This is a genomic window from Burkholderia sp. ZZQ-2 (genome assembly GCF_050768715.1).
In the GTDB taxonomy this organism is placed as follows: domain Bacteria; phylum Pseudomonadota; class Gammaproteobacteria; order Burkholderiales; family Burkholderiaceae; genus Burkholderia; species Burkholderia cepacia.
Genome location: NZ_LDVA01000026.1, coordinates 1 through 18,307, shown reverse-complemented (window position 1 = coordinate 18,307; position 18,307 = coordinate 1). Strand labels below are relative to the sequence as shown.

Below are 18,307 nucleotides of genomic sequence, written 5' to 3'. Positions count from 1 at the left end.
TGGCCGAACGCCACGCATACGCCGCCGCCGGCGAGCGTGGCGGCCGCCAGAATCAGCAACACGAGATCGATCGACCAGGGGACTCGGTACATGGCCATTGCTCCGATCGCCGTGCATGGTGGTGTTCGCCGCATCCGGTTTCGGTTGCGGACGGCGTGGCATCAGTCTAGGAAGCGCCGCGCTTTGAGCATTGACATGGGTCAGGACGGCGTGCCTCCCGTGAACGACCGACACGCCGCGTTGCTTGACGTGAGTCAAGCCATCGGCCTCTTTCCTCAGCAAAATTGAGCCGTGACACCGGATGGCCTGGAGTCGATATCGTGCTGACGCTGGCTGTACTCTTCGTGCTGATTCTTCTGCTGAATCTCATGCCGGCGTTCGCCCCGCCCACGTGGATGGCGATGTCATGGGTCGGGTTCAACCTGCCCGACGGCAATCCGTTCATCTTTGCCGTTGTGGCGGCCGGCGCGGCGACGACCGGCCGTGTCATTCTGGCGACCTTCGCGAGAGCGCTCGTCCACTCCCGCTGGATGCGGGAATCCGACCGCGAGAATATCGACGTCTCCACGCGCTGGCTGCGACAGCACCGGACCGTCACCGTCGGCGCGTTTTTCTTCTACGCGTTGAGCCCGCTGCCGTCGAACTACCTCTTCATTGCATACGGGCTTTCCGGGTTGCCACTCAGAATCATCGCGGCGGCGTTCTTCATCGGCCGCGCAACGACCTATGCGATCTGGGCGCATCTCGGCCGCTTTGCATCGACCCGGCTGGACGTGGAATCAGAACTCGAAGGCACGTATCTCGGCGGCTACTTCGTCGTCACGCAACTGGTCTTGCTCGGCCTCGTGTTCGCGCTGATGAAGCTCGATTGGCGGGCGCTCGTCAATGAACGCCGGTTGACTTTCAGACGCGGCCATCATCCGCGCGGTTCCGATTGACACACGGCGCACGCGAGCTTTCGATCGGGTGCATCGTCCAGCCGCTTCCGGCTACCGAACGCGCATCCCGGAGGCGACCTCGGGGAAGGCTCTCGCGGCTCCGTGGATCGACGTGCGTCGTGGCATTCAGGACACGGTGATGCTTCATCACGCGCGCACGCGCGTCCACCGCAATGTCGTGCCCTTGTGCGACCGCAAGATCAGCGTCGATGTCGAGATGCACGTCCACGAGGATCAAGTCGCCGGTCTTGCGTGTGCGCAGGTCGTGTATGTCGAGCACACCCCGTGTCGCAACCAGCGTTGCGCGGATCGCCTGCACATCTTCATCGTCGGCCACCCGGGCCATCAGATCATGCAATGCGTCCCAGCCGAACGTGGCGCCCATTTTCACGATCATTCCGCCGACGATCAGCGCGGCGACGGGGGGGAGCAGCGGGTAGCCGAACAGGTTGCCGACGATGCCGGCATCCGGTGAAATAACCGTCACGGCTGCGTCGGCGCACACATACGTCACGATCAGTTGCCACCGGGTCGAGGGCATCATGCTATTCGTTATTCTGGAACGTGTCGGCGACGGATGTGAAAATGGCTGCCGCATTGAACGCCCGCGCATTCCCGGCAAAACCTTGCAATGAATACCTCGCGGATCTGCTCGGCGCGATACGCCGAGATGCCGAGATGCCGAGATGCAAGGCAGCGCCAGGCTGGAAACGCAATTGATTCTCGCAGCCGCTCATGGCACTGCTTACTCCAAGCGTGACGAGGTGCCGCGTATTCAGATCGATGCCGGGCCGACGATACGCGTATCCGCAAATGTCCGGACTCTTTGCGAATCGCGCGAACTGCGGGGCTATATTTTCAGGTAAACAAAGTCTGGTAAAGAAAAAATATTAGAGCGCGTCACGCAGCGGTTCGCACATCTCCGGCAGCGTAAGGATCGTGACAGGGTGCGGAGTCGGGATTCTCGCCCACGTCATATCGATGACAGAAATCGTTGTTTGCGGGTACATCGTGCGGCACGCTAGATTGGCCGAACTGGCGTCGATGCCTGCCCGGTGCACAGTCATGCTCGACGCGGATCGACGTGGAGGCCGAAGTCGATGAGCCGCGACATGGTGTCTCCGCCCAAGCGGGATTGCCCCTGCGCAAAGCATCCCGCCGCACGTTTCCTGTGACCGGGTGGCGTTGCGCACATGGCACCGCCCGCCGATAGGCACATCTTTTCGACACGGCATTGACGACGACTTCATCCAATCTCCGAGTAGATCGACGGCATCGCGTCGCGCGGCCGCCCGTCCTGACGGCCATCGGCGTGTCGAAGCGCTTCGGCGCGACGACCGCGCTCGCATCGCTCGACCTGTCGATCGGCGCCGGCGAAGTCGTCGCGCTGATGGGGGCCAACGGCGCGGGCAAATCGACGTTCGTCAAGATCCTGAGCGGCGTGATCCGTCACGACGGCGGCACGCTGACGCTGCGCGGCACGCCTTACCGGCCCGCGTCGCCGCACGCGGCGAAGCAGCTCGGCATCGCGACCGTGCATCAGTCGGTTGCCGACGCGGTGGTGCCGACGCTGTCGATCGCCGACAACCTGCTGCTCGACCGGCTGTGCGATCCGGCATCGCCGTGGCGCGTGCCGCCGGCCGCCCGGCGCGATGCCGCACGGCCGCTCGCCGAACGCGTCGGGCTCGATGCCGACCTGGCGGCGCCGCTTGCGTCGCTTTCGCTGGCGGACCAGCAGCGTGTGACGCTCGCGCGAGCACTTGCCGGGCAGCCGGGCCTGCTGATCCTCGACGAACCGACCGCGAGCCTGTCGGCGCCGGAGGCCGAGCGCCTGTTCGCGCTGCTCGATGCATTGCGTGACGAAGGCGTCGCGGTTCTGCTGGTGTCGCACCGGCTCGGCGACCTGCGCCGTATCGCCGATCGCGTCGCGATCGTGCGCGACGGACGGATCGTTGCCGATCTCGCCGCACCGGTCGATTTCGACGCGGCGGTCGAAACGATGCTCGGGCGGCCGTTGCCGAAGGCGCGTGCGCCGGGCCCGGCGCCGATCGCGCGGCCCGGCGACAGCGGCCTGAGCGTGCGCGGGTTGCGCCTGACGCAGGCCAGCGCGCCGTTCGATCTCGACGTGCGGCGCGGCGAGATCGTCGCGATCGCGGGGCCCGTCGGCGGCGGCAAATCGCGCTTCGCGAACACGATCTTCGGCACCGTGCGCGCGGCGCAGGGCGCGATGACGCTCGACGGCAGGCCGTGGCGCCCGCGTTCACCTGCCGACGCGATTCGCGCCGGCGTGTTCCTCGCCGGCGAGGACCGCTGGCGCACGTCGCTGTTTCCCGACAGCGTGCCGTTTGCGTCGATCGCAGGCACGATCAGCTTCCCGTTCCTGTCGCGCTGGTTCGGCGGCGGCGCGGTGCGCGCCGCGCGCGAGTGCACGGCGGCCGCCGCCGCGATCGCGCGCTTCGGGATTCGCTGCACGGGGCCCGATGACCGTCTCGTGCGGCTATCCGGTGGCAACCAGCAGAAAGTCGTGCTTGCCCGCTGGCACGCGGAACCCGCGCGGCTGCTGCTGCTCGACGAACCGTTCCAGGGCATCGACGCCGGTGCGCGCGCCGATATCGTCGACATGTTGCGGCGCCATGCGCACGAACGCGCGACGCTCGTGTTCGTCAGCGATCTCGAGGAAGCGGTCGAAGTCGCCGATCGAGTCGTCCGGTTCGATCGCGCGACGCTCGATCATTCATCCTCCCACCCGTCGGACTGATCCATGACGATGCTGAAATCCGCCACACCTGCCGTTGCACCCGATGCGCCGTCCACCAGGCCGGCGCTGCCCGCGTCGGCCCGCCTGCGCGCCGGCCTCGAACGCACAGGCATCCTGCTCGTGCTCGCCGTGCTGGTCGTCGTCTTTACCGTCAACGAGCCCGCGTTCCTGAACGTGGACAACCTGTTCAGCATCCTGCAGGCGGTGTCGATCGTCGCGCTGCTCGGGATCGGTGTGACGATCACGCTCGCGGCGGGCGGCTTCGACTTGTCGGTGGGCAGCATCGCCGCATCCGCGCAGATGGCGGCGAGCTATGTGCTGGTTGTCTGGCACGGCAGCGCGCTCGCGGCGGTGGCGGCCTGCGTTGCGCTCGGTGTGGCAGCCGGCCTGTTCAACGGTGTGCTGATCACGCGCTTGCGCGTGCCGGACCAGCTTGCGACGCTCGGCACGCTGTTCCTGCTCGCGGGTCTGCAGCTGATTCCGACCGGCGGGCGTTCGCTCGCGACCGGTTCGGTGCTGCCCGACGGCACGGAAGCGAGCGGCATGTTTCCCGACGCGTTTCTCGCGCTCGGGCGCCTGCGCGTGTTCGATGTGGTGCCGTTGCCGGTTCTGATACTGGCGGCGGTGACGGTGCTGGCTTGCATCGCGATGGAAGCGACGCGCTGGGGCCGCGTGATCTATGCGATCGGCGGCAACGAGACGGCCGCGCGGCTGGCCGGTGCGCCTGCTGCGCGCTACCGGGTCGCGGCGTATGTCGCATCGGGCGCAATTGCGGCACTGGGGGGCGTGCTGATCGCTGCCCGCGTCGGGCGCGGCGATGTCAGCGCCGGGCACTCGCTGCTGCTCGACGCGGTGGCCGCCGCGCTGGTCGGGTACGCGGTGTGGGGCGCGAAACGGCCGAACGTGTTCGGCACCGTGGTCGGGGCCGTGTTCGTCGGGGTGCTGCTCAACGGCCTGACGATGCTCAATGCGCCGTATTACCTGCAGGATTTCGTGAAAGGGGCGCTGCTGGTGCTCGCGCTGGCGTTCACGTTCGGCATCGGCCGGCGCGCGGACGCCCGCGCCTGAGCGCGGTGTAGGGAGGGCACGGCGTGCGGAGGCTCACGCGGCGCGTACACGCCGCCCCATGAAACTCAGCGCGAGCACCGCGAGGATCAGCGCGCCGGTGGCAACCTGCTGCCAGTAGAAGTTCCAGCCGATCAGCAGCAGCCCGTTGGCGACGAGGCTGATCAGCAGCACGCCGAGCAGGGTGCCGGCGACGCCGGGACGGCGTGTCGGCGACAGCGTCGTGCCGATGAAGGTCGCGCCGATCGCGTTCAGCAGGAAGCCGTTGCCGGCCTGCGGCACATAGGCCTTGACCGTCGACGACAGCAGCAGGCCGACCACGCCGTAGACGAGCGCGCTCGCGACGAACGTCGCTACGACGGTCGCCGCGACCGGCAGCCCCGAATGGCGCGCAACGCCCGGCTGCGCGCCGAGCGCGGCGCTGTAGCGCCCGAACGCCGAATGCGCGAGCACGACATGCACGGCCGCGGCGAGCACGACGACGCACCACAGCGGCACCGGCACGCCCGCGAGCGTACCGTGCGCGAGCGCGCCGAACAGCGGCGGCAGCGCCACGTTCAGCAGGTAGACGGGCTGGCCGCCGCCGGTGGCGAGCTGCTGGACGGTCTGTCCGATGAACAGCGTGCCGAGCGTCGCGAGAAACGGTGCGATTCCGAGCCCGGCGATCAGCGCGCCGTTGAACGTGCCGACCAGCACCGCCGCACCGAGGCCGCCGAGCAGGGCCGGCAGCACGCCCACCTGGTGCGCGACCAGCTGCACGAACACGAGGCTCGCGACGTCGATCGCGGTGCCCAGCGACAGGTCGACCGCGCCGATCGACAGCGCGAGCGTCATCCCGAGCGCGGCGATCGCAAGCAGCGCGAAGTTGTTCACCAGCACGTCGGCGAGATTGGCGGGCCGCGTGAACCCGGGTGCGAACACGGCGAAGAAGGCGATCACCGCGAGCAGTGCCGCCACGAGCGAGAACCGCTGCAGGCGGCCGATCCGTTCAGTCATGGGCATGGTGTTCCGTATGGCGGCGCCGAATCAGCGCGGTCGTCGCGACGACGAACAGGATCAGCGCGCCTTCGACGCCGTTGACCCAGTAGCTCGACACGTTGTCGAGCTGGAAGCCGTTGCCGACGATGCCGACGAACAGCGCGGCGAGCAGCGTGCCCGGTATCGTCGGCACGAGCCGCCGCGAGAACACGACACCGAGCAGCGCGACCGCGACGACGGCCAGCAGGTTTTCGCCGGCGCCGGGCGAGCTGCCGCTCAGCAAGGCACTCGACGCAAGCGCGGCCAGCGCGGCGGAGACGCCGCTCAGCACGTAGCTGGCCGCGACATACGCGTTCACGCGCAGTCCGGCCGCGCGGGCGGCATCGCGATGCGCACCGGTCGCGGCGAGCCGCAGGCCGAAGCGGGTTCGGTGCAGCAGCACGCCGAACAGCAGCGCGACGATCAGCAACGCGGGCGCGAGATGCGGTACGTCGAACGGGCCGCTGTCGATCAGAAAGGCGAGCACCGGGCTCGCCGCCGCGACCGACGTGTTCTGCGTCAGCACCAGTTCGAAGCCGGCGCAGAGATTCATCGTCGTCAGCGTGGCCAGCAGCGGGACGATGCGCAGCGCGATCACCGCGAACGCATTGAGCGCACCGACCGCCGCGCCGGTGGCCAGCATCAGCGCAAGCGCCGCGCCGTCCGGCGCCCCGTCGCGCAGCGCGACGGCCTGCACGGCTGCGCAGAGGCCCATGTTCGCCGCGACCGACAGGTCGAGACCGCCGCGGATCGGATCGGGGCCGCCGCCGATCAGCACGGCGGTCAACCCGAACCCGAGGATGCCGATCACGGCCGACTGCTGCAGCACATTCGCGAGGTTTGCGACGGTCAGAAAGAGCGGCGAACTCGCGGCAAACACCGCACACACGACGGCGAACGCCAGTGCCGCGCCCCAGCGCAGCCAGAATTGCGCGCCGAACGTGCCCGGCAGCCGCGCGAACGCCGCTCCGGGCGGCGCACGATCGAGGATCCGGTTCATGCGGCCACCTCCTGCCGCGGCGTGTGGCCGCGTGCGCCGGTCGCCCACGCGAGCAGATCGTGGCGCGTGGCGTCGCGGGTCGCGACGTCGCGCACGATCCGGCCGCGTGCCATCACGAGCACGCGATCGGTGACGTCCAGCAGCTCGATCAGGTCGCTCGAGAACAGCAGGATCGCCGCGCCGTCGCGTGCGAGGCGATCGAGCAGCCGGTAGATTTCCGCTTTGGCGCCGATATCGACGCCCACCGTCGGCTCGTCGAACAGATACACCGGCGACGTGCGATCGGCGCCGCGGCTCAGCCATTTCGCGAGCGCGACTTTCTGCTGGTTGCCGCCGGACAGCTGGCGCACCGGCGCGTCCGGGCCGGGCGCCCGCACGTCGAGCGCGGCGATCAGCCGTTGCACCGCGTCGTCCTCGCGGCGCCGCGCGACCAGACCGAATCGGGTGAAGCGCGCAAGGCTCGCGAGCGTGATGTTCTCGCGCACGGACAGGCTCGGCGCGATGCCGTGCGAGCGGCGGTCCTCCGGCACGAACGCGATGCCGCGACGCACCGCGTCGCGCGGGCTGCGCAGCCGCGTCACGCGGCCGTCGAGCGTCACCGTGCCGCGCACGCCGCGTTCGAGACCGAACAGGCTGCGCACGACCTGCTTTCCGCCGGAACCGAGCAGCCCCGTGACACCGACGATCTCGCCGCGCCGGACCTCGAACGACACGTCGTCGAACCGGCCCGGCGCCGCGAGGCCGGCGACCCGCAGCGCGGACGGGCCGGGCACGCGCACGGGCGCTTGCGATCGTGCGGCGATCCCGGTGCCGATCATCGCCGCGACGAGCGCCTCGGTCGGCGTGGTCCGTGCGTCGACGTGCGCGACGTCGGTGCCGTCGCGCAGCACGGTGACGCGATCGCAGATCGCCGCGATCTCGTTCAGGTAGTGCGACACGTAGAGGATCGTCAGCCCGCGGCGCCGCAGCCGGTCGAGTGTCTGCAGCAGGCGGTCGACCTCGCTGCTGACGAGCGCGGCGGTCGGTTCGTCGAGCACGAGGATGCGCGGGTCGCGCATCAGCGCGCGCGTGATCTGCACGATCTGCCGCTCGGCGACGCTCAACTCGGCAATCAGGCGGTTCGGCGGCAGGTCGAGGCCGAAATGCGCGTGCAGCGCGTCGCTGGCATCGCGTCGCATCCGGCGTGCCGCCAGCAGCCCGAGCGGCCCCGCGCCGTAGGCCGGTTCGTTGCCGAACTGCAGCGCCTCGGCGACCGTGAACGTCGCCGGCAGCAGACGCTCCTGATGAATGAACGCAATGCCCTCCGGCGGCGCGCGGTGTGCGAGTGCCTGTGTCGCACCGTCGATCGCGATCGTACCGGCATCGGCCGTGTCGATGCCGGCGAGAATCCGGATCAGCGTCGACTTGCCGGCGCCGTTCTGCCCGATCAGCCCGTGCACGGTGCCGCGCGCGACGTCGAGCGACGCGCCGCGCAGCGCCGGCACGCCGTCGAAATGTTTGACGATCCCGCGCAGCGCCAGCGCGGGCGAGCGCGTGTCGGCGCTCATTTCGGGGCGGGGGCCTGCCCGAGCGTCTGCTGGGCCGAGCCGGCGTTGTCCTTCGTGACGAGCAGCGACGGGACGTACGTATAGGGCGGCAGCGTGCGCTCGCCGGCCAGGTAGCGCGCGACGTTGTCGACCGCGGTCTTGCCGATCAGCGCGGGTTGTTGCGCGACCACGGCCGCCGCGCTCGATTTCGGATCTTTCACGAGCGCGACGACATCGGGGCTGCCGTCCACCGCATAGGTCCTGATCTCGCTGCGGCGCGCGGCGTCGACGGCCTGCGTCGCGCCGACTTGCGGCACGTCCCACGCGGCCCAGATCGCGGCGATCTGCCCCTTCGGGTATTTCGCGAGCAACTGGCTGACCTGCGCATACGCGCTCTGCACGGTGTTCGGAATCACGTCGCGCAACTCGGGCTGCAGGATCTTCACCTTCGGGTAGTACTTGAGCACCGCCTTCAACTGGTCATAGCGGATCGCGCACACCGGCACGCCGTAGAAGCCGTTGAACACGAGAATGTTGCCTTCGCCGTGGATGTCGTTGACGAGCTTCAGCGCGAGTTGCTCGCCGATGAAGAAGTTGTCCGAGGTCGTGACGTTGAGGCTCGACGGCGAGGCCGTGTCGATCGTGAACAGCGGAATGCCGGCCTGCCGGATCTTTTGCAGCCACGGTTCGAGCACGCTCGCCGTGCCGAGCTGCTCGATGATCGCATCGGGCTTCTGCGCGATCAGCGTCTGGATCTGCGCGATCTGGCGGTTGTCGTTGCGGCCGGCGTCGAGTGCGATCGGCGTTCCGCCGAGCCGCTTCACTTCGTCGATCGCCCCCTGGTATGCCTTCAGGTCCCAGTAATGATCGGTGCCGATCGCCGTGATGCCGATGCGCTTGCCTTTCAGCGACGGCACGGCGGCGTTACTTGCCGCTGCATCGCTTTGCGCGCGGGCAGGGGAGAGCGCGGCGACGGCGGCGAGCGTCAGCAGGGCGGCGGCAAAGGTGCGACGGGTTCGGGCGGGACGGGTCATGGCGTCGATGGGCGCTGAAAAAAAGAGGGAGCTGAACTTTGCGACTCTAATGACAACGCTCCCGCGCGCTAACCATCGATTCCTGCTACGCATATCACACGCGTGCTCGAATGCTTGTGCCAGGCGCGACGCGGTCGGCTTCAACGATTTGCCATCCGAAGGAATATCGATTGCCGAATCGCTCGGTTTGAAGCGGTTCGCCGCGCTGATAGATTTTCCGGATACCGACACCAGCCAAGGAAGACCCGCATGCGATTCCCGTTTCGCCGTCCGTTGCGCCCCGTCCGGATGATCCGCGCGCTCGCGCTCCTGTCCGTTGCCGCGTTGACCGTGCCCGCATCGCATGCCGGCCCGCTCAAAGGCGCACCCGCGCCGTTCGACAAGGGCGGAGTGAAGGTCGCGCTCGTCAACTACCTGTCGACCGGCGATTTCTTCCAGGCATACGAGGCCGGCGCGCAGAAGCAGGCGAAGGCGCTCGGTATCGACCTGCGCATCTACGAGGGCCGCCAGGACGCAACCGAGCAGCGCGAGCAGATCCAGCAGGCGATCAGCGTCGGTGTGTCGGCGATCATCGTCAACCACGGGCTCCCCGAATCACTGAAGGACGTCGTGCAGCGCGCGCTGGACAAGGGCATCAAGGTCGTCGCGTTCGATGTCGACCTCGGTAACCCGAAGGTGCCGCAGATCGAGCAGAGCGATCGCGACCTCGCGAACCTGCTGCTCGACCAGGCGGTGAAGGACAACGGCGATGCGTTCTCGGCCGGCTACGTGTACGTTGCCGGGTTCGCGCCGCTCGACCGGCGCGACGCCGCGTGGCGGGACTTCAAGCGCGCGCATCCGAAGGTGCGCGAGCAGGCGCGCTGGGGCACCGTCGACAATCCGATCGCGCAATCGGTCGCGAACCAGGCCGCGGCCGCCTATCGCGCGCATCCCGACATCCGTGTGGTGTTCGCGCCTTACGACGAATTCGCGCGCGGTGCGAAGCTCGCGGCCGACGAGGCGAAGCTGGCGTCGAAGTTGCGCATCTATAGCGCCGACATTTCGACCGCCGATATCGAGGCGATTCGCGCGCCCGGCAGCGCATGGGTCGCGACGGCCGCGACGAATCCCGCGGTCGTCGGCGCGGTGTCGGTGCGGGCCGCCGCGCTGCTCGTCGCGGGGCAAGATCCGGGCCGGCGGATCGTCGTCAAGCCGACGCTGATCACGCGCGATGATCTCGTGAAGAACGACATCCACACGATCGCGGAGCTCGGCGCGAAGTTTCCCGCGTTCCGCGCAAGCGAGGCGGTGACGGCCTCGTGGATTCCGGCGACGGATTAACGCGCGGTGGCTTTTGTCTACGGTACGTGACCATACGTAGCACTGGCGGGCTGCGGTTCTCGTGAGCCTTTACGGGCAGACGTCTGCAATCCGACGGATCTCCCGCATCCGATGAACAGCACGGCAAGTTCAGTGTCGACGATCAGCGTGCCAATGACCGCATCGATCAAAACCTGGCTCGCGTGATCGACCCAATGGCTTGAACGACCGGCTAAACCCAACGATTTGCGTAACGTGACAGTTACCGCCAGGAACGGCCGCATCCCGACGGGAAGCGGCCGTTTGCTTTGGATGAGCCAATGGCCGCTTGCGGCCGGCAAACGATCGCTCGCCGGCCGTTGGGTCAGGTCTCCGTTAGTTCCGCCATCTCAAGCGCATCGTCAACCTCGATGCCGAGGTATCGTCCAGGCCGACGGACGCGATCCAGCGATGAACCGGCCGAGCGTATTGCCGGCATCGAAAGATGCGGCGAAGCGTGCAGCCGACTCGGAAGCAGTATCAATTTTCGCTGTCTGCTTCGCTCCTCTTTCGTTTTGACGGTCAGGGAAAGCAACTCGAACGGGGCATTCGGATTCTGTAGCGTAGCGACCTTCGGATGTCCAGTGCGCTACGTTTCCAGGGCGTAACGTGCTTTCGTGTAGCGGTAAAAACGCATCGGCGGTCGGCAAGACCAAGGACTCCAACACGATCGCGAACCAAACCCGCCGTCTGCTCGACGCGATGTCTCCCAACAGCGGCCATTGAGAAAAGGACGATGATCGACTCTTGTCGGCCGATCAGGGAAATAGGCACCACCATCGTCTTCTTCCAGCGAAACGAGCCGGTTCCAATCGCATCCGTTGGGCTACAGTGAACATTTCCCGCCACCGTCAACCCTGGCGCCCATCCAATACCGCCGACGAGGCCAACCCATGCAACTTCAAACCGGCAACCTGTTCACCGCCGATGGCCGGCGCGAGGAGGACGAAAAAATCGACCTCCTTGTCACGGGCCAGCGTCTGAACGTCGAGCGAATCGTATCGATGGGCCACACGAGCCCGGACGGTTTTTGGTATGACGACGCACGCGCCGAATGGGTCGTGCTGTTGTCGGGGGCGGCGGTGCTCGAATTCGAAGAAGGCCCGACGCGCCATGAAATGCATCCCGGCGACTACGTGCTGATCGAGCCGCATTGCCGCCATCGCGTAGCGTGGACGCACGAAGAAACGCAAACCGTCTGGCTTGCGATCTATTACGAACGTTGAATCAGGAAATATTGCGAGGGCGGGGCCGAATACGATCCGGCGCGCAGCATGCCGCCGCGCGCCGAATGAGACAAAGCTTCATCAACCCGGCGCGGTCGTTGAATACCGCCGGTATCGATGCCCAAATAGCAGGACGGCGCGCAAAACCGCGCGCCGGTACGCGTCGAGAATCTTATTCCTGGATCAGGAATCGATTGCGATTCTTCGCGTCCTTGATCCATGCGGGTGCGCGACCGCGGCCCGACCAGGTTGCCCCGGTCTTCGGGTCGCGATACTTTGCCTGCACGGGGGCGGCCGCTTGCTTGGCCGGACGGCCGCGACGGTTACCGAAAATGTCCTTTTCGGTAATGCCGAATTCCGCAACCTTGGTGCGGATGTCGTCGACGATCGCCTGGAATTCCGCGGCACGTGCAGCTTCGGCTTTCTCGGCCAAAGCTTCCATTTGGGCTTTCAGTTCCTTGTACGTTGCCATGTATCGCTCTTCAGGTTGAGTACTCACATGATAGCGGTTTCAACGGAAAATTTTGAGGAAATTCTCATCGACTACGTGTTTTTTCGTCAATATGGCGATGCAGGACTGCTTCGAACACCTGATAAGTGTGTCGTATTGACGAAGATGTAGAGGATTACCCGGGCATCTTTAACGGCACCAGCATGTCAAGTTGACCGATCGCACGGGTTTTCTTCTTCAAGACAAGCAATCGGGATTTAACTACTCTTTACATTTTTATGAAGTATCGGGGAATTCACTGATGAACAGAGACGAGAAGCTGATTCAGATTGCCGCCGAATTCGGCTTCAATCCGGACGAGGAAATCAGGATTGGCGGAAAGTACACCCCCGTTCTGGTCGACGGGAATACGGCCTATATTGCAGGCCAGATTCCACGGATCGGCGAAGTGGTGCATTTCGTTGGCATAGTGGGAGAATCCATTTCGCTCGATGAAGGTCGCCGGGCTGCCGGTGTATCGGCACTCCGTGCGCTCTCGCTGATCAGAACGCGCTGCGGCACGCTTGACGTAATAGCGACGGTGCCGCGCATGACCGTGTATGTGCGAAGTGCACCCGGCTTCACGATGCAAAGCGAAGTTGCCGACGGCGCATCCGATGTGTTGTATGCGGTGCTTGGCGACGCCGGTGTTCATACGCGGACATCGGTCGGCGTGCTGCAATTGCCCAAAGGCGCATCGGTGGAAGCGGATTTCATTTTCGGGTTGAAGCAGGGCAATGCCGGTATCTGATTCCGATGGGCTGTATCTCGCGGGTAGTTCGTTTCGCGAAACATCCGGATATTCGCGCGCGACACGCGAGTCACTACCGACAAGCGCTTGCAATACCCAAAAAAACACCCGCCGATGGACTTCGACAGGTTGCCCGATCAAAAGGATTTGACGAAGCGTCGGGCGGCGTTCGATACCGGCGATGTGAATGCGCGCGGCGAGCCGGGCAAGTAGGCTGCGCCGTCGCGCACTCCGTGTCGAAACAATCTCGCACGATGGCGCGTCACGCAGGCGCAAACGTTGTCGACGCGCACGGCGTACGACGTACGACGGACGTCACACGTTCCTGTCCGCAATCGTCGTGAACACGAACCTCGGGCCACGCTCATGCGCGCTGCAAATCCTCCCCTTGCCTGCCCGGCGGCGGTGCGCCGGTGCACGCCATTCAAGTAGCCGGCCGATCGAGAATTCATCCCCGGCCGGCCGCCGCATGCGCGCCTCCCGACGCCCCGCGATTTCCGGAAATCCCCCCGCCAATATCGGACGGCATCCCCACTTTGGGAGATGCCATTGCCCGACAGTAAGCCTACGATTGACCACAGGGCATCGGGGACGGATGGCATCAGAACAAGCGGGCAGGCCCGCCATTCCGAGTCGAAATCAACACATGCCCACGCAGTCTACTGACACAGCTTCTGCTTACGATGGCGTTCGATGTGTGCGGTGAGTCGCTTTCATCGCAGCACGATGGCGCGTTGATAACGGAAGGCCTGCTGTCGTATTTCGGGGAATTTCAATCAATATGCTGGCACGAGACTATGTGGAACGAGAGCTCTCTCACATCCAGAGAATGGTGGCTCTCCTGGACAGCGAACAGAACGCTGACGATGTGTCGATGTCGGGCGCGGTGCGTGTGCGGCATCCGAGCTACTGGCGCGGGCGAATCGAGGAGCTGCTGTCGGCGCCCGATGTGCCGCGCCACATCAGAAAGCTCAGCGAAGCGGTGCTCGCGAAGATCGACGAGATGGAAATGCGCTTCGCGGCGATGAAGTAAGTACATCGTCGGATGCGGCGCCGGCACGTGTTTCGTCGCGTCGTCGACCGGATGGCCGGTCGCTTATCCGGCCGCCATCACGTCAAGCAGGGCCGCACGGAATGCGGCCATCTCCGCAGCGGTGCCGATGGACACGCGCAGATACGCCGGCGGGCCCGATTCGCGAATCAGGACGCCGTGGCGCAGCAGGCCGCTCCAGATCCGGTGCCGATCGGCAAACTCGCCGAACATCACGAAGTTCGCATCGGAATCGGCCACCGTGAGGCCCAGGCCGCGCAGCCAGCCGACGGTCGAATCGCGCTCGGCCTTGATCGTCTCGACTTGCGACAGCATCTCGTCGCGCGCGACCAGCGCCGCGCAGGCCGCCGCCTGGGTGAAGGCGGACAGGTGGTAGGGCAATCGAACCAGCTTCAGCGCCTGCACGATCGCGGGCGCGCACGCGCAATACCCGACGCGGCCGCCCGCGAACTTGAATGCCTTGCTCAACGTGCGGGTCACGATGAGCCGCGGATGATCCGGTAGCAGCGTCACCGCGCTGGGTACGCCGTGACGCCGGAACTCCGCATAGGCTTCGTCGACGACGACCACGCCCGGCGCGACGTCGAGGATGGCGCGAATATCGCCGACCGGCAGCGCGGTTCCGGTCGGGTTGTTCGGCGACGTCAGCAGCACCACGCCCGGCTGGTGCGCGCGGATACCGTCGAGCGCCTGATCCACGTCCAGCGCGAAATCCCCGGTGCGCGGCAACGTATGGAGGCGCGTGAAAGTCGTGCGGCAGTATTCGTCATACATGGGATACGCGGGCGTAAAGGCCAGCGCCGATCGCCCCGGGCCGCCGAATGCCTGCAGGATCTGCTGGATCACCTCATTCGAGCCGTTGGCGGCCCAGATGCCCGCTGCGTCGACCGTCACGCCGGTGTCGTGCGTCAGATACGCCGCCAGATGCGATCGCAGCCCGGCAAAGTCGCGATCGGGATAGCGGTTCGCCGCGCGCGCGGCGTCGGCCACCGCGGTCGCGATGCGCTCGACGAGCGCGGGCGACGGCGGATAGGGATTCTCGTTGACGTTCAGGCAGACCGGCACGTCGAGCTGCGGCGCCCCGTACGCGTGCTGCAACCGGAGGTCCTCGCGCAGCGGCAAATCCGACAAGGCGATTTCTTTCCAGGGCTGTTGCATTGAAAACACTCCGTACGGTATCGATTGATCGGCGCAGCAGGTTTTTAAGGCGGCAAAAAACAAAAAAGGCGCCGCAGGCGCCTTGGTTGTCGTCTTGATCGGGCATTCACCCGATGCAATTGCTAGATGCGAAACGAGCCACGGCGCAACAGGGGGCGTCCGTGGTGATGGTGCAGCGAGAGCGTGGTGTTTCGAATCGTCATGCGCCGCATCATGGCATACCGCGCTCCGGAAGAAAAGCGCGCCACCCTGCGTGCGCCGGATTCGATTGAGCCGAAACGCCGGAAAACGCCCATTACGTCTGACGATAAACGGTAACAAACGTCGTATTTCGACCAAATGCGAACGAGTGATTCAAACGTTGGCGTCAATTGACTAAGATGCGCAGGAGACGTTCGATAAAAACGCACGGCGCGGGGTAGCCAGATGCAAATGAACGGGTTGATTCCATCGGCATGGATCGATGACGTCTATGCCGCGGCACTGGGCGATCAACGCTGGGAAACGGTGCTGGACGGGCTGAGATCGTGGGTCGGCGTGCGCATGGTCACGCTGCTGTCGTTCGACGACGCGGCGCGGGTGCCGGCGATCGAGAAGGCGGCGGGTGACGACGCGTCATGGGTCGCCGCGTGTTATCACACGTACAACACCGAGTTCTATCGGTACGACCCGGTCGTGCCGGTCGCCGGCAACTGGCCGGCGGGCCGCTGGTTCGAGGACGTCAAGCACCTGTCCGCGCACCAGCGCGCGCACAGCGAGTTCTATCAGGAGTTCCTTCACCCTTTTGGGATCGGCAGCATCTCGGGCCTGTACATCCATCGCAGCGAGGGTTCGGGCGCATTCCTCAGTGTCCAGGGCGGCCTCGAATCTCAGGGGCTGTCCGACGATCAGCGCCGCGCGATCGAAAACATGGGAATGCACATCAGCCGCGCGCTGCAGATCCAGGCGCGGATCGGCGAGCTCGAGGCGCGTGTGGCCGCGGCCGAATCGGCGCTCGATGCGATTCCGGTGCCGGTCTTCCTGCTCGGCGCGCAGCGCGAATTGCGCTATACGAATCGCGCGGCCGATCAGCTGATCGCGGCGGAGCCGGCGTTGCGGGTGGTGAACGGGCGTTTCGCGCCGGAAGGCTGCGTCGACGATGTGCATTGGCGGCACGCGTACGCGCGCGGCGGGCTGTTGTTGCGGCGCGCGACGGGCGAACCGCTGCCGCTGGCCTTGATGCCGGTGCCCGAGCAGTCGCGCCTGATGCGCGAGCGGCCGGGCGTCGCGACGCTGATGACGGCCGCCGACCTGCGTTCGCCGTCGGCCCGCGCGCAGCGGCTGCGCGTGTTCTACGGGCTGTCGTCGGCCGAGGCCGATCTCGCCGTGCTGCTGTGCTGCGACGGGCTGTCGCCGCAGGAATGCGCGGGGCTGCGCGGCGTGTCGATCGGCACGATCCGCACGCAGATCAAGTCGATCTACGCGAAGACGGCCGTGGCGCGCGCGGCGCAACTGACGTCGCTGGTCATGCAGACATGACGGCAACGGCAGGCGAGCGCGCCTGTCGTTGCACGCTTTCCCCCTCGTTCTTTCCTTCCTGAATCGCGCCGCCGGCGGCGCGTGCGCATGACATTGCGCCGACGCACACGCATCGAGATCAGTCATCCTATGACAATCGAAAGCGAAGCGATCGATCGATTTCCCCTGTCGGCCACGGCAATCAACCAGCCGCTCGGCGCAAATGCGAACCCGCTTCCGGAAAACGTTTCGCATAGCGTCGCCTAAACAGAGAATACGATTCCCAGAAATTCGCTGCAAACCCATCGTGGATGCGGTTCTACGGGTATGCACCAAGTGAGTTAAACGATTAACCGACGTACATTCGCGTCAACACGTCATACGACGTATGACTCTGCGGTCGGCGAGCACGGCGTCGAAGCGTGCGCATGCCGGCCGATCGCCGCGCGACAACGAGTACAACCATCAAGGAGACTGACGATGAAGCACCGATTCACCCGCTCCCGTACCGCCCTGGCCGTTGCGCTGCTGGCCGGCTTCGCGATGTCCGCCCAGGCGCGCGTGTTCCGCTCGGCGGACGTGCATGGCGACAACTTCCCGACCAACATGGCCGTGAAGTTCATGGGCGACGAACTGTCGAAGCAGACGGGCGGCAAGGATTCGATCAAGGTGTTCGGCAACAGCGCGCTCGGCTCGGAGAAGGACACGGTCGACCAGGTGCGGATCGGCGCGATCGACATGGCGCGCGTGAACGGTGCGTCGTTCAACGAGATCGTGCCGGAATCGCTGATCCCGTCGTTCCCGTTCCTGTTCCGCGACGTCGATCATTTCCGCAAGGCGATGTACGGCCCGGCCGGCCAGAAGATCCTGGACGCGTTCACCGCGAAGGGGATGATCGCGCTGACGTTCTACGAGAGCGGCGCGCGCTCGATCTACGCGAAGCGCCCGGTGCGCTCGCCGGCCGACATGAAGGGGCTGAAGGTGCGCGTGCAACCGTCCGACCTGATGGTCGACGAGATCAAGGCGATGGGCGGCACGCCGACGCCGATGCCGTTCGCCGAGGTGTACACGGGGCTGAAGACGGGCCTCGTCGACGCGGCCGAAAACAACATGCCGTCGTACGAGGAAACCAAGCACTACGAAGTGGCGCCCGACTACTCGGAGACGCAGCACGCGATGACGCCGGAAGTGCTGGTGTTCTCGAAGAAGGTCTGGGACACGCTGTCGCCGCAGGAGCAGGCGGCGATCAGGAAGGCCGCGGCCGATTCGGTGCCGTACTACCAGAAGCTGTGGACCGCGCGCGAGGCGTCCGCGCAGCAGACGGTGACGAAGGGCGGCGCGAAGGTCCTGCCGGCCGCGCAGATCGATCGCGCGGCGTTCGTGAAGGCGATGCAGCCGCTGTGGACGAAGTATGAGAAGACGCCGCAGATGAAGCAGATCGTCGACGAGATCGAGGCC

16 protein-coding genes and 2 pseudogenes are annotated in these 18,307 nt (G+C 65.8%); 9 read left to right on the top strand and 9 right to left on the bottom strand.

The genetic code is table 11. The features are described 5' to 3' along the window. Nucleotides 1–320: 320 nt before the first annotated feature. Nucleotides 321–938: a hypothetical protein gene (locus ABY44_RS00600; RefSeq protein WP_060170247.1), complete on the top strand. Its 618-nt coding sequence runs from the start codon at nt 321–323 to the stop codon at nt 936–938. 51 nt (nt 939–989) lie between these two features. On the opposite strand, the pseudogene ABY44_RS00595 reads toward ABY44_RS00600, so the two are convergent. Together ABY44_RS00595 and ABY44_RS00590 are read right to left on the bottom strand one after the other, a co-directional pair. Next, a pseudogene (locus ABY44_RS00595) lies at nt 990–1,404 on the bottom strand (cation diffusion facilitator family transporter); the annotation flags it as partial. Nucleotides 1,405–1,483: 79 nt separating this feature from the next. Then, nucleotides 1,484–1,753 (bottom strand): carboxymuconolactone decarboxylase family protein, encoded by a 270-nt coding sequence (locus tag ABY44_RS00590; protein WP_258959279.1) that lies wholly within the window; start codon nt 1,751–1,753, stop codon nt 1,484–1,486. A 419-nt stretch (nt 1,754–2,172) separates the two neighbouring features. Here ABY44_RS00590 and ABY44_RS00585 point away from each other — a divergent pair, with 419 nt between their 5' ends. Beyond that, nucleotides 2,173–3,696 carry a sugar ABC transporter ATP-binding protein gene (locus ABY44_RS00585; protein ID WP_060170249.1) on the top strand — a complete coding sequence of 508 codons (1,524 nt, stop codon included), beginning with the start codon at nt 2,173–2,175 and terminating at the stop codon, nt 3,694–3,696. Between the two features lie 9 nt (nt 3,697–3,705). Next, nucleotides 3,706–4,764: an ABC transporter permease gene (locus ABY44_RS00580; RefSeq protein ID WP_414143091.1), complete on the top strand. Its 1,059-nt coding sequence runs from the start codon at nt 3,706–3,708 to the stop codon at nt 4,762–4,764. A 33-nt stretch (nt 4,765–4,797) separates the two neighbouring features. Here ABY44_RS00580 and ABY44_RS00575 read toward each other — a convergent pair whose 3' ends face one another. The 4 genes from ABY44_RS00575 to ABY44_RS00560 are packed head-to-tail and all read right to left on the bottom strand — an operon-like array spanning nt 4,798 to nt 9,338. Then, nucleotides 4,798–5,757: an ABC transporter permease gene (locus tag ABY44_RS00575; protein WP_060170251.1), complete on the bottom strand. Its 960-nt coding sequence runs from the start codon at nt 5,755–5,757 to the stop codon at nt 4,798–4,800. Further along, nucleotides 5,750–6,778 carry an ABC transporter permease gene (locus ABY44_RS00570; protein WP_060170253.1) on the bottom strand — a complete coding sequence of 343 codons (1,029 nt, stop codon included), beginning with the start codon at nt 6,776–6,778 and terminating at the stop codon, nt 5,750–5,752. Before ABY44_RS00570 ends, ABY44_RS00575 begins: the two co-directional genes overlap by 8 nt. Beyond that, nucleotides 6,775–8,325, bottom strand: a complete 1,551-nt coding sequence (locus ABY44_RS00565; protein WP_060170255.1) for a sugar ABC transporter ATP-binding protein — start codon at nt 8,323–8,325, stop codon at nt 6,775–6,777. Before ABY44_RS00565 ends, ABY44_RS00570 begins: the two co-directional genes overlap by 4 nt. Continuing rightward, on the bottom strand, nt 8,322–9,338 hold the full coding sequence (locus tag ABY44_RS00560; RefSeq protein WP_060170257.1) for a sugar ABC transporter substrate-binding protein: 1,017 nt from the start codon (nt 9,336–9,338) through the stop codon (nt 8,322–8,324). The genes ABY44_RS00565 and ABY44_RS00560 overlap by 4 nt, the downstream gene beginning before the upstream one ends. A 249-nt stretch (nt 9,339–9,587) precedes the next feature. On the opposite strand from ABY44_RS00560, the gene ABY44_RS00555 reads away from it, so the two are divergent. Next, nucleotides 9,588–10,658, top strand: coding sequence for a substrate-binding domain-containing protein (locus tag ABY44_RS00555; protein WP_060170259.1), 1,071 nt, complete (start codon nt 9,588–9,590; stop codon nt 10,656–10,658). A gap of 372 nt (nt 10,659–11,030) precedes the next feature. Here the strand turns inward: ABY44_RS00555 and ABY44_RS00550 are convergent. Beyond that, nucleotides 11,031–11,154, bottom strand: a pseudogene (locus tag ABY44_RS00550) (integrase); the annotation flags it as partial. A 415-nt stretch (nt 11,155–11,569) separates the two neighbouring features. On the opposite strand from ABY44_RS00550, the gene ABY44_RS00545 reads away from it, so the two are divergent. After that, entirely contained in the window at nt 11,570–11,902 is a 333-nt protein-coding gene (locus ABY44_RS00545; protein ID WP_060170261.1) for a cupin domain-containing protein, read from the top strand. A gap of 172 nt (nt 11,903–12,074) precedes the next feature. Here ABY44_RS00545 and ABY44_RS00540 read toward each other — a convergent pair whose 3' ends face one another. After that, nucleotides 12,075–12,374 carry an H-NS family nucleoid-associated regulatory protein gene (locus ABY44_RS00540; protein WP_021160271.1) on the bottom strand — a complete coding sequence of 100 codons (300 nt, stop codon included), beginning with the start codon at nt 12,372–12,374 and terminating at the stop codon, nt 12,075–12,077. A gap of 280 nt (nt 12,375–12,654) precedes the next feature. Between ABY44_RS00540 and ABY44_RS00535 the strand changes: the two genes are divergently transcribed. After that, nucleotides 12,655–13,143, top strand: coding sequence for a RidA family protein (locus ABY44_RS00535; protein WP_060170263.1), 489 nt, complete (start codon nt 12,655–12,657; stop codon nt 13,141–13,143). A 781-nt stretch (nt 13,144–13,924) separates the two neighbouring features. Then, complete coding sequence (locus ABY44_RS00530; RefSeq protein WP_027792032.1) at nt 13,925–14,176, top strand: hypothetical protein; 252 nt, start codon at nt 13,925–13,927, stop codon at nt 14,174–14,176. 63 nt (nt 14,177–14,239) lie between these two features. Here the strand turns inward: ABY44_RS00530 and ABY44_RS00525 are convergent, their stop codons facing one another. Continuing rightward, on the bottom strand, nt 14,240–15,673 hold the full coding sequence (locus ABY44_RS00525; RefSeq protein ID WP_230948788.1) for a histidinol-phosphate transaminase: 1,434 nt from the start codon (nt 15,671–15,673) through the stop codon (nt 14,240–14,242). A gap of 111 nt (nt 15,674–15,784) precedes the next feature. On the opposite strand from ABY44_RS00525, the gene ABY44_RS00520 reads away from it, so the two are divergent. Next, nucleotides 15,785–16,870, top strand: a complete 1,086-nt coding sequence (locus ABY44_RS00520) for a helix-turn-helix transcriptional regulator (protein WP_226128462.1) — start codon at nt 15,785–15,787, stop codon at nt 16,868–16,870. Between the two features lie 459 nt (nt 16,871–17,329). Beyond that, nucleotides 17,330–18,307: TRAP transporter substrate-binding protein (locus ABY44_RS00515; RefSeq protein ID WP_431640731.1), on the top strand; the 978-nt coding region annotated here is incomplete at its 3' end.